Source organism: Streptomyces sp. NPDC021212 (genome assembly GCF_044332925.1).
Lineage (GTDB): Bacteria > Actinomycetota > Actinomycetes > Streptomycetales > Streptomycetaceae > Streptomyces.
Genome location: NZ_JBIRPZ010000001.1, coordinates 87,804 through 98,844 on the forward strand (window position 1 = coordinate 87,804; position 11,041 = coordinate 98,844).

The window sequence follows — 11,041 nt, forward strand, 5'->3', positions numbered from 1 at the left end:
GCGCAGTCGCGTCCTGTTCACAAGCCATACGCCCGGAACGACACCGGTGAGCCCACACGTCGCATGGGCCCAGACGTACGAGAACGACGTGGTCATCGACTGGCTCTTCGAACAGTCCCGGAAGCCCGATTCGCCCTCTCAAGTTCGTCTATCAGAGACGTGAATTGTTCAGACTCAAATCGTCGAATACTTTCGTTGGTGAGGAGTCCGCATGAAGTTCAATCGGACATCGGTGCGACATCGCAGCAGAGGCCGGTTGCGCCGCACGGCCCTGATCGCGGGAGCGAGCGCGATGCTCCTTGCCGCGGGCACGGCCGTGGCCCCTGGCGCCTCGGGCGTGGGCGCGGGTGACGCTCGGGGCACCGTCAGCGTGTCTCCCCGCGTCGCTGCCCTCATCGCCCGGATGTCGCTGGACGAGAAGTTGTCCTTCGTCCATGGAGGCACCGATCCCCGTGCCCTCGGCCAGGCCGGATACATCCCCGGGGTTCCCCGCCTGGGCATCCCCGAACTGCGGCTCACCGACGGTCCGGCGGGCGTCCGGGTCAACGCGCACGCCACCGCGATGCCGGCGCCGGTCGCGCTCGCCTCGTCGTTCGACGACCGACTGGCCCGTACGTTCGGCCAGGTCATCGGACGCGACGGCCGTGCGCTCGGCCAGGACGTCCTGCTCTCACCGATGACGAACATCATCCGGGTGCCGTACGCGGGGCGGAACTTCGAGACCTTCAGCGAGGACCCGCTGCTCAGCTCCCGCATGGTGTCCGGCGAGATCGGTGGCGTTCAGAGCCAGGGCCTGATCGCCACCGTCAAGCACTACGCGGAGAACAACCAGGAAGACAACCGCATGGGGGTGAACGTCAACGTCGACGAGCAGACCCTGCGTCAGATCGAGCTGCCCGCCTTCGAGGCCGCCGTCAAGGCCGGCGCCGGTGCGGTGATGTGCTCGTACAACTCGGTGAACGGCAGTCACGGCTGCGGCAGTGACGAACTGCTCAACTCGATCCTCAAGGAGCAGTGGGGCTTCCAGGGCTGGATCATGTCGGACTGGAGCGCCGCCCACGCGACGACCGACATCGTGAACGGCCTCGACCAGGAGATGCCCAGCGGCGTCTTTCTGGGCGACAAACTGAAGACCGCGATAACGAACGGCACCATTCCGGTCTCGGAGCTCAACGACGCGGTCGCCCGCATCCTGGGCCAGATGAACCGATTCGGTCTCCTCGACGGCACCGCGGGCCGGCGGCCCGCACGCGACCCGCAGGGCGGCGCCAGGGTCGCGCAGCAGGTGGCCGAGTCTGGCTCGGTCCTGCTGAAGAACACCGGCAAGGCGCTTCCGCTGACCGGCGAGGACACCGACATCGGACTCATCGGCCCGACCGCGAAGACACCGAAGGTCACCGGCGGCGGCAGCTCCAACGTCGTACCGGACTCCGCGGCCTCGCCGCTGGACACCATCACGCAGCGGGCCGGCCGGAATGCCACGGTGCGCTACGCGGCCGGCGTCGACACCACCGGCGCCCCCATTCCCGCGACGGCCCTCAGCCCCGCCCTGCCGGCCGGCTCGGACGGCACGATCACCGTCACCCCGGCCAGCCCCTTCGACTACAGCGGCACCCTCACGGTGCCGGCCGACGGCGACTACTCCTTCGTCTACGACCTTCCCGCCGCGTACGGCGCGCTGAAGATCGACGGCAAGAGCGTCATCACCGGTTTCCTGGGCTCCAGCAGCGCCACGGTGCACCTCACGGCGGGAACGCACCGTTTCGCGGCCAACGCCCAAGCCATCCAGGGCGCACCGGCCAAGATCCGGCTGAACTGGGTCACCCCGGAGGCCGCGCAGGCCGCCCGGGAGCAGGCCGTGGCCCTTGCCCGCCAGGTGAAGACGCCCATCGTCTTCGCCCACGACGACGGTACCGAGGGCGCCGACCGGAAGAACCTCTCCCTGCCGGCCGACCAGGACGGGCTCATCTCCGCCGTCGCCGACGCCAACCCGAACACGATCGTCGTCCTCAACACGGGATCGTCGATCACCATGCCGTGGCTGTCCAAGGTCAAGGCGGTGCTCGACACGTACTACCCCGGGGAAAACGGGGCCGAGGCCACCGCCCGCCTGCTCTACGGCGACGTGAACCCGTCGGGCAGGACCACCCAGACGTTCCCCGCGAGCGAGTCCGCCACACCGGTCGCCGGCGACCCGCTCAGGTACCCGGGAGTGGACAACCAGGAGAACTACTCCGAGGGCATCTACGTGGGCTACCGCTGGTACGACAAGGAGAAGGCCGCCCCGCTGTTCCCCTTCGGCTACGGCCTGTCGTACACCTCCTTCGCCTACCGCGACCTCGCGGTTCGGCAGAGTCACGGCACGTTGACCGTCTCGTTCACGCTGAAGAACACCGGCACCCGCGACGGTGACGAGGTCGCCCAGGTCTACGTCGGTGCGAGCCCGAAGACCACCGCGCCCCAGGCGGTGCGCTCGCTCGGCGGCTACCAGAAGGTGCATCTGCGCGCCGGTCAGTCGAAGACCGTACGCATCCAGGTCGACGCACAGCAGCTGAAGTACTGGAACACCTCCTCCCACGCCTGGGAGCTCGGCACCGGGCACCGGCAGGTGTGGGTCGGCTCCTCGTCGCGGACGCTCCCCCTGCACGGCGGCGTCCACGTCACCCGCTGACCGCCCGGCTCGCGGCATCGGCCGGGTGCCGAGCGGCGTCTGATGCCGGGTCGGCCCCGGCCCGGCTCCTTCCCTCCACCACCAAGGGTGCCGGCGCACCGTGCGGCCGGCACCAGGCCAGAGAGGTCCCCATCCATGACTGCCAGCAGAATCCGTACTGCCCTGGGCGGCGCGTTGGTCATGTCCCTCGCCGTCGTCGGGCTGCTGCCAGCGACGGCGTCCGCGACGGCGCCGACCGCGGTGGCCACCGACAAGGGCGCCGTGCGCGGCGCCACCTCGAAAGGCGTCGAGAGGTTCCTCGGCATCCCCTACGCGGCGGCGCCCACCGGCTCCCTGCGCTGGAAGCCGCCGCGGCCCGCGGCGCGGTGGACCGGCGTCCGGGAGGCGGCCGACTTCGGCAATCCCTGCCCCGTCCTGCCCAGCGGCAACGGACCACGCAGCGAGACCGAGGACTGTCTCGACGTCAATGTGTGGCGGCCGTCGGGTGTGCGGGCCGGCGCCCGTCTTCCGGTGCACGTCTTCATCCACGGCGGTGGCCTGACCAACGGCAGCGGCTCGCAGAACGACGAGTCGAAGCTCGTCAAGGAGACGGGCGTCATCGGCGTCTCGCTCAACTACCGACTCGGCGCCTTCGGCTTCCTCGGCCTGCCCGCCCTCACCGAGGAGGGCGGCGAGTCCGGCAACTACGGGTTCATGGACCAGCAGGCCGCGCTGCGCTGGGTGCAGCGCAACATAGCCGCCTTCGGCGGTAACCCCGGTGAGGTCACCATCGACGGCGAGTCCGCGGGCGGCTGGTCCGTCTGCGGTCATCTCGTGGCGCCCGGCTCGCGCGGGCTGTTCGCCCGCGCCATGATCCAGAGCGGCTCCTGTCGCAGCGGGCCGCAGGCCCGGGCGGAGGCCGCCGGGACGGCGTTCGCCCGGCAGGCGGGCTGCGACGGCACGGCTCAGGCGGCCGTCCTCGACTGTCTGCGGTCCGCCTCGGCGGGTACGCTCCTCGACGCGAGCCGGACCTTCTCGGCCGGCTTCGTGGACGGAACTCCGACGTTCCCGACGGGACCACGCGAGGCGGTGGACAGTGGGGCGTTCACCCGCGTGCCCGTGGTCGTCGGCGCCAACCGTGACGAGGGCCGCACCTTCGCCGCGGGCTACATAGGCGCGGGCAAGGAGGCCTACCTCGCCTTCGTCCAGAACCTCGCCGGCGCCCGCGCCGACGAGGTCCTCGCCCGTTACCCCTGGCCCGATACGTCCGACCGGTACACCGCGGCGTACCTCATCGGCGCGATCATGACCGACTCGGGGAGTGTCGCGGGGATCGGCGGGTGCGGGCTCCGCTCGCTCGCCCGGACCCTTGAGCGGTACGCCCCCACCTATGCGTACGAGTTCGACCACCGGACCGGCCCTGGCCTGACGCAGATCCCCGGCTACGTCTGGGGGGCCGGGCACGCCGCGGAACTCGCCTACATCTGGCCCAGCTTCAACAACGGCACACCCATCGCCCCGCTGTTCAACGCCGACGAGCGCCGACTCGCCCGCGAGATGACGCGGTACTGGGGCGCCTTCACGAAGACCGGCCGGCCGGCCGTCGCCCGGCAGACGGTCTGGCCTGGCTACCACAGGGGCAAGGGCCTGATGCTGTCGCTGCGGGCTGGGGGCAGGAGCGCCCTGATCGACGACGACCGGTACTCGACGGAACACCAGTGCGCGTTCTGGGACACGATGCCGGGCACGCAGCACTCCTGAGGAGGCCGGGGACTGGAATCGGAGCATCAGCCACCGCGCCAGTCCCCGACTCTGCTCACCCCACTGTCTCGTGTCGATGCCGGATCCCGTACGAGGCAGGCGAACGGTTTGCCCGTGGTGAGAGAACCGCCGTGACCCGAGGGCTGAACCGGGCGTTTTGTCCGTGACCACCGGCAACGGCGCAGCCTTGGCCTCGCGTGCGTCGTTGCGGCCGGGCATGGCGCTCAGTCCTCCGGCCTTCGCGTCGATCTCGGCGATCGGGGATCCGATGTGCTTGTGGATCTCGTCGCGGAGGGGGCGGACGGCCTCGACGCCCTTGCCCGTCGGGTCTTCGAGGGCCGGTCGAGGCACTTCTTGCCGGGGAAGACCGGGCCCCGCGTACCGCTGCGGGAATTCGTGATGCCTGCGCCGGCCTCATCCCTGCCCATCCCCGTCTTGAGCGAGACTCTGGACACCAGCATCACCGCAGCATTCCAATGGACCCGTTCGGCTGCTCGCAGCTGGAACACCCACCTACGGCGAGAGCTGCGGGTGACGCGGGTCTGTCCCGTGAACGGCGTCTCTGGAGATGCCCGGGTTCAAGCGGTGAACGGAGGAGCCATGGCCGAGATTACAGGGCGTTCAGTAACGAGCAAGGTCGTCGCGCTTTTCGACGCCTTCGGCCCTGACTCCCCTGAGCTCACTCTCAACGAGCTCAGCGCCCGCACCGGGCTGCCCTTGTCGACGGCGCACCGGCTGGCCACCGAGCTCGTCGCGTGGGGCGGGCTGGAGCGCTGTGACGGTGCCGGCTACCGGGTCGGGCTACGCATGTGGGAGCTCGGATCGCTCGCCCCTCGCGGCGAGTCGCTGCGCGACGTCGCCCTCTCGGTCATGCAGGACCTGTTCGAGGGGACCAAGGAGAACGTTCATCTCGCCGTCTGTCAGGACAGTCAGGCGCTTTACATAGAGAAGATCTCCGGGGCCGACGCGCTGCTGGTGAAGTCGCGCCGCGGCGGGCGCCTGCCGCTGCATGCCACGGGGGTCGGCAAGGTGCTGCTGGCTCATGCGCCCAAAGAGGTGCAGGCCAAGGTTCTGGCGGCACCACTGGCGCGCTTCACCCGACACACCATCGTCGAACCCGGCCGGCTCGTCCGGGTCCTCGACGACGTACGCGGCACGGGCGTCGCCTTCGCCTACGAGGAGCTCACATTGGGGTCACTGTCGGTCGCCGCGCCCATTCGAGACGCCTCGGGAGCGGTTGTCGCGGCACTCGATGTCGTCCTGCACACCACTGGTGGACGCCCGGAACGGCTGGCGCCCGCCGTACGCACCGCCGCCATCTCTATTTCCCGCTCGCTACGTGACCAGCAGATTCGCTCCCATCCCTGACTTTTCCGCTCCCCACTCCCGTTCAACGGGAACACAGGCTTTCGCCGCACCTGCCGCAGCCACGACTGTGACCTTTGCCACCGAAACGGGAAGGTCACCCATGACTGGCAGTACACCGGACCCCGAGGGCGCGGTCCCCACCACGGAGCAGCAGCACGAGATCGACCGTTATCTGCAGACTTACCGCGAGATGGCGGGCTTCGTGCCTCCGCGTATCCAGGCTCGTTTCGACAGCCTGGGCCGGACGAACCCAGAGCTGCTGCTCGCGCAGGAGAAGGTCCGCAACCTCGTCACCTACACCGATGTGCTGGATCAGAAGACCGTCCAGCTGATCCTGTTCGCAGTGCTGGCGGTCCAGCTGCGGGACGCGGCGAAGATCCACGGACATGCGGCCCGGCGGGCCGGGGCGAGCTGGGAAGAGCTGCAGGCTGCGATCAACCTCGCCTACCTCTTCGGTGGGGTCTCGATCGCCAATCACGCGCCGTCCATCCTGGAGGGCGTCGCCGAGCTGGAAGCCAAGGCCATCGCTGAGGAAGGCACGGTGCGATGAGCAGCCACCCGGAGCCGATGTACGACATCGCCCAGCTCGGCCACGCCGAGCTGCTCACGCCCCGGCTCGAGGAGTCCGTCGCGTTCTTCACCGAGGTCTATGGGCTGACCCTCGTCGGCGAGGACCCCGGTCGGGCGCACCTGCGTGCCTGGAACGACGACGTCCTGACCTCACTCACCCTGACGGGCGCCCCCGAGGCAGGTCTGGGCCACGTGGCGTGGCGGGCGACCAGCCCGCAGGCCCTCGAGCGACGTGTCGCCGCGCTGGAGAAGTACGGCGTCGAGGGCGCCTGGCATGACGGCGACTTCGGCCACGGCAAGGCCTACCGCTACACTGGCGTCGGCGGGCATGTCCAGGAGGTGTACTTCGAGACCGAGAAGTACGTGCCGCCGCCCGGCGAGGCGCCGGCCCTTCCGAACCAGCCGCAGCGCTTCGCCCCCAAGGGCGCCGCTGCTGCGCGCATCGACCACATCAACCTGCTGGTGCCGGACGTCGCCGAGGCGAGCCGCTTCCAGCAGGAGGTCCTCGGGTTCAAGCCGCGTGAGCGGCTCGTCCCCGCCGGGGGCGACGAGGTCGGCGCTTGGCTGTCGGTCATGACGAAGGCCCACGACCTCGCGCTCACGAAAGAACCCGCCCCCACCACCGGACGGCTGCACCACTTGGCCTACGCCGTGCCCGAGACCTCGGATGTGATCCGCGCCGCCGACGTCTTCCTCGAAAACGACGTGTTCATCGAGTTCGGTCCCGCCAAGCACTCGCGCACTCAAGGTTTCTTCCTCTACGTGTACGAGCCCGGCGGCAACCGCATCGAGGTGTTCACCGGCGGGATCCACATCTTCGCGCCGGACTTCGAGACCGTCACGTGGGACACCGAGTCGCAAGGCCGCGGCACCGCGTGGGGCCTGGGCGTGCCGGAGTCGTTCCACACCCACGCGACCCCGCCGTTCGGAGGGGCGTCCGCGTGACCGGGCTGACCGCGAGCTACGTGACGCTGCACGGGGCCGGGTTCACCGATCCCGCGCGCACTCCTTTCGCCGCGCGGGCCGCCGCTGCCGCGAGGGCGGGATTCACCGGGATCGGTGTGCAGTTCGCCGACCTCGCGGCGCACGGTGGGGTCGGTGCCGTGCGCACCGTGGCCGCCGATGCCGGGCTCGCCGTCACCGAGGCCGAGTTCCTCGGTGGGTGGGCGCTCGCCGAGTCGGTTGCGGCGCCGTCGGACGCCGAGGTCACGCTCGCTGAGGCTGCGCGCGCCTGGGGGCCGCTCCGGGTCACCTCCGGCGAGTTCGCCGCCGGACCGGCCGATCCCGGACACGCGGCCGACCGCCTCGCCGAGCTGGCTGCCCGGTTGGCCCCCCTGGGCGTCACGCTGGCGGTGGAGGCATTCGCCTGGGGCGCCCTGTGCGACTATCCCGCGGCACTCGACGTGGTCCGGCGCAGCGGAGCGCCGAACGCGGGGGTGATGATCGACATCTGGCACTGGTTCGCCACCGGTGCCGACGCCGCCGTGCTCCACGACATCGACGCCCGGGAAGTCGCCGGCGTCCAGCTCAACGACGGTCCCCGGGTCCGCCCGGACGACCCGGACATGCTGCACAAGGCCCGGTCGACCCGGTTACTGCCGGGCAGGGGTGAGCTCCCCGTCCGCGCGCTGGTCGCGGAGCTCCGCACCCTCGGCTACACCGGCCCCTGGTCGGTCGAGGTCAACGATCCGTGGTTCCGCGCCCTGCCGGTCGACGAGGCCGCCCGGCAGGCATTCGATTCCGCCACCGCCGTTCTCAACGGCTGATCCGCGGACCTCCGGTCTGCTCGGCGTGAATCTGTCGCAAAATCCAGCTCGAACCTGACACAAGGAAGTGTCTCGTGTCCCATACGAAGACAACGGGCCAAACGCCCCGGAAGGCCGCGCTCGCCTCTTTCCTGGGCAGCATGGTCGAGTATTACGACTTCTTCATTTACGGATCGGCGTCGGCGCTGGTCTTCAGCCATGTGTTCTTCCCTGACGCCAGCGCGGCCACCGGCATGCTGGCCGCGCTGGCGACCTTCGCGGTCGCCTACATCGCCCGGCCGATCGGCTCGTTCTTCCTCGGCCACTTCGGCGACCGGATCGGCCGCAAGCGCGTCCTGATCTTCACGCTGTCCACCATGGGCGGTTCGACCTTCCTGATCGGCTGCCTTCCCAGCTACTCCGTCATCGGCGTCTGGGCACCGATCCTGCTGGTGCTGTGCCGTGTGGCGCAGGGGTTCTCCGCCGCGGGCGAGCAGAGCGGCGCGAGCTCGATGACCCTCGAGCATTCTCCCGAGGGCAGGCGCGGCTACTTCACCAGCTTCACTCTCTCCGGGACCCAGGCCGGGCAGGTCGTGGCGACACTGGCCTTCATCCCGGTCGCGGCCCTGCCGACCGAGGCCCTCTATTCCTGGGGCTGGCGGGTGCCGTTCTGGGCCAGCGCGATCGTGGTGATCGTCGCGATGATCGTGCGTCGCACGCTGGAGGAGCCGCCCGCCTTCGAGGAGATGAAGGAGAGCCAGGAGGTCGTCAAGTTCCCGCTGATGGTCTTCATTCGCCACTACTGGGGCTCGTTCCTTCGGATCGTCGTCTGCCACCTCTACGCCACGATCTCCAGCACCGTGACCGTGTTCGGCCTGGGGTACGCGGTGGAGCAGTGGAACATCTCGCGCTCTTCGATGCTGTGGACGATCGTGATCTCCAACATCGGCCAAGTCGTCACGATCCCGTTGTGGGCCAAGCTGTCGGACAAGATCGGCCGCCGCCCGGTGTTCGCCGTGGGCGCCCTGGGCTGCGCCGCGTCGGTGTTCGTCTACTTCTGGGCCATCACGACCTCGAACTGGTCACTCGTCGTGCTCGCCTCGGTCCTGCTGGGCTCGGTGTGCTACGCCGCGCCGAACGGCGTCTGGCCGTCGCTGTACGCGGAGATGTTCGATGCCCGGGTCCGCTACACCGGTTTGGCGGTCTCGACCCAGTTCGCAAACGTGCCCCAGGGCTTCTTCCCCACCATCGCCGCGCTCATGGTCGGCACGGGTGCGTTCGGCTGGGTTCCGCTCGCGATCCTGCTCGCCCTGCTCTGCGTGCTCGCCGCGGCGGCGGCCTTCGCAGGCCGCGAGACCGCCCACGTGCCGTTGCAACAGCTGGGACGCATTCCGCGGGCGACCGCGGCAGCCCCCGCAGCCCGCGTGACCACCACCATGTGAGGAGCCTCCATGCGGCACGGCCGCCTGCTGATCCTGAACGGCCCGAACCTGAACATGCTCGGGACCCGTGAGCCCGCCCTCTACGGTGCCGACACCCTCGCCGACGTCGAGCGGATCACCGCGCAACGCGCGGAGGCGCTCGGATACAAAGCCGACTTCCTGCAAAGCAATTGGGAGGGCGCGCTTGTCGACCGGCTCCACGAGGCGCGCGGGGGCACGGACGGCGTCGTGATCAACCCGGGTGCGTTCACCCACACGTCCGTGGCATTGCGTGACGCGCTGCTCGCCTCCGAACTGCTCATCGCCGAGGTGCACATCACCAACGTGCACAAGCGCGAGGCGTTCCGGCACCGCTCCTACGTCTCCGACATCGCCGAGGCAGTCTTCGTCGGAGCCGGGATCCAGGGCTACGTCTACGGGGTCGAGGCGCTGGACCGTGCCCTCGTACGGAAGGACGCCCTATGAGCGCGCTGCGGACCGGCATCATCGGAACCGGGATCGCCGTCGACCACGCTGCCGCGCTTCAGGCGATCCCCGGTGTCGACCTGATGGGCGTCGACGACATCGAGCCCGTGCTCGCCTCGGCCGACCCCGAGGGGGAATCGTGACGACTTTGCTGACGGGCCTGATCGGCAGCGGGATCGGGTTCTCGTTGTCCCCTGCGATGCACGAGCGGGAGGCTACAGTCCTCGGCCTTGAGCTGCGCTACGACCTGTGGGACCTCCACGCCCTGGGGGCCTCTCCGGGTGATGTCGGCGACCTGCTGCTGCGAGCCAGGGATGCCGGCTACCGGGGCCTCAACATCACCCATCCCTGCAAACAGCTGGTCCTCGCGCACCTGGACACCCTGTCCCCTGATGCGGCAGCGATCGGCGCGGTGAACACCGTGGTCATCGGTGAGGACGGCTTCGCGGGCCACAACACCGACTGGACCGGCTTCCGGCGCGGCCTCGTCGACGGGCTCGCGGGCGCCCCGCTGGGCCGGGTCGTCCTCGTCGGCGCGGGCGGGGCGGGCGCCGCGGCAGCCTACGCGCTGCTCGACCTGGGTACTGAGCGACTCGACGTCGTCGACGCCGACCCGGACCGGGCGGCTCGCCTCGCCGCCGACCTCGACCCGTACCGGGTCCGCGGTGGCAGACTCACCGAGCTCCCGACGCTGCTCGGACACGCGCACGGGGTCGTGCACGCAACCCCGGTCGGGATGGCTGATCACCCCGGCCAGGCAGTGCCCGGCAACTGCCTGCGGCCCGACCTCTGGGTCGCCGAGATCGTGTTCCGGCCGCTCCACACCGCTCTGCTCGCGGCCGCCGCCGAGGCGGGCGCGGTCTGCCTCGACGGCGGCCGGATGAACGCCCACCAGGCCGCCGATGCCTTCCGGCTGTTCACCGGCCTGGAGCCGGATCCCTCGCGGATGTACGCCCACCTGCGCGAACTCGTCGCCCCTGAAGTCTCCCGCGCTCCGCTGAGCGGGGCGTTCTCCCCCCACCCGATCGAGAGGATGTGAC

The 11,041-nt window shown here is 69.8% G+C and carries 10 protein-coding genes and 1 pseudogene; 10 read left to right on the forward strand and 1 reads right to left on the reverse strand.

Going from position 1 to position 11,041, the window contains the following annotated elements; all coding sequences use genetic code 11:
• Window positions 1–211: 211 nt before the first annotated feature.
• Window positions 212–2,671, forward strand: a complete 2,460-nt coding sequence (locus ACH4SI_RS00465) for a beta-glucosidase (protein ID WP_398290937.1) — start codon at window positions 212–214, stop codon at window positions 2,669–2,671.
• 135 nt (window positions 2,672–2,806) lie between these two features.
• The gene (locus tag ACH4SI_RS00470) at window positions 2,807–4,411 is read left to right on the forward strand and encodes a carboxylesterase/lipase family protein (protein WP_398290939.1); all 1,605 of its coding nucleotides are present in this window, start codon (window positions 2,807–2,809) and stop codon (window positions 4,409–4,411) included.
• Window positions 4,412–4,648: 237 nt separating this feature from the next.
• On the opposite strand, the pseudogene ACH4SI_RS00475 reads toward ACH4SI_RS00470, so the two are convergent.
• Window positions 4,649–4,794: pseudogene (locus ACH4SI_RS00475) on the reverse strand (phosphotyrosine protein phosphatase); the annotation flags it as partial.
• A gap of 217 nt (window positions 4,795–5,011) precedes the next feature.
• Between ACH4SI_RS00475 and ACH4SI_RS00480 the strand changes: the two are divergent.
• The 8 genes from ACH4SI_RS00480 (at window position 5,012) to ACH4SI_RS00515 (ending at window position 11,040) form a co-directional block, all read left to right on the forward strand.
• Window positions 5,012–5,779 (forward strand): IclR family transcriptional regulator, encoded by a 768-nt coding sequence (locus ACH4SI_RS00480; RefSeq protein WP_398290941.1) that lies wholly within the window; start codon window positions 5,012–5,014, stop codon window positions 5,777–5,779.
• A 100-nt stretch (window positions 5,780–5,879) separates the two neighbouring features.
• On the forward strand, window positions 5,880–6,329 hold the full coding sequence (locus ACH4SI_RS00485; protein ID WP_398290943.1) for a carboxymuconolactone decarboxylase family protein: 450 nt from the start codon (window positions 5,880–5,882) through the stop codon (window positions 6,327–6,329).
• Window positions 6,326–7,294, forward strand: coding sequence for a VOC family protein (locus ACH4SI_RS00490; protein ID WP_398290945.1), 969 nt, complete (start codon window positions 6,326–6,328; stop codon window positions 7,292–7,294). Before ACH4SI_RS00485 ends, ACH4SI_RS00490 begins: the two co-directional genes overlap by 4 nt.
• Window positions 7,291–8,115: a sugar phosphate isomerase/epimerase family protein gene (locus ACH4SI_RS00495; protein ID WP_398290947.1), complete on the forward strand. Its 825-nt coding sequence runs from the start codon at window positions 7,291–7,293 to the stop codon at window positions 8,113–8,115. Before ACH4SI_RS00490 ends, ACH4SI_RS00495 begins: the two co-directional genes overlap by 4 nt.
• A gap of 74 nt (window positions 8,116–8,189) precedes the next feature.
• Window positions 8,190–9,536 (forward strand): MFS transporter, encoded by a 1,347-nt coding sequence (locus ACH4SI_RS00500; RefSeq protein ID WP_398290949.1) that lies wholly within the window; start codon window positions 8,190–8,192, stop codon window positions 9,534–9,536.
• A 9-nt stretch (window positions 9,537–9,545) separates the two neighbouring features.
• On the forward strand, window positions 9,546–10,001 hold the full coding sequence (gene aroQ / locus ACH4SI_RS00505; RefSeq protein WP_398290951.1) for a type II 3-dehydroquinate dehydratase: 456 nt from the start codon (window positions 9,546–9,548) through the stop codon (window positions 9,999–10,001).
• Window positions 9,998–10,144 carry a hypothetical protein gene (locus tag ACH4SI_RS00510; RefSeq protein WP_398290953.1) on the forward strand — a complete coding sequence of 49 codons (147 nt, stop codon included), beginning with the start codon at window positions 9,998–10,000 and terminating at the stop codon, window positions 10,142–10,144. Before aroQ ends, ACH4SI_RS00510 begins: the two co-directional genes overlap by 4 nt.
• Window positions 10,141–11,040 (forward strand): shikimate dehydrogenase, encoded by a 900-nt coding sequence (locus ACH4SI_RS00515; protein WP_398290955.1) that lies wholly within the window; start codon window positions 10,141–10,143, stop codon window positions 11,038–11,040. The genes ACH4SI_RS00510 and ACH4SI_RS00515 overlap by 4 nt, the downstream gene beginning before the upstream one ends.
• Window position 11,041 lies beyond the last annotated feature (1 nt).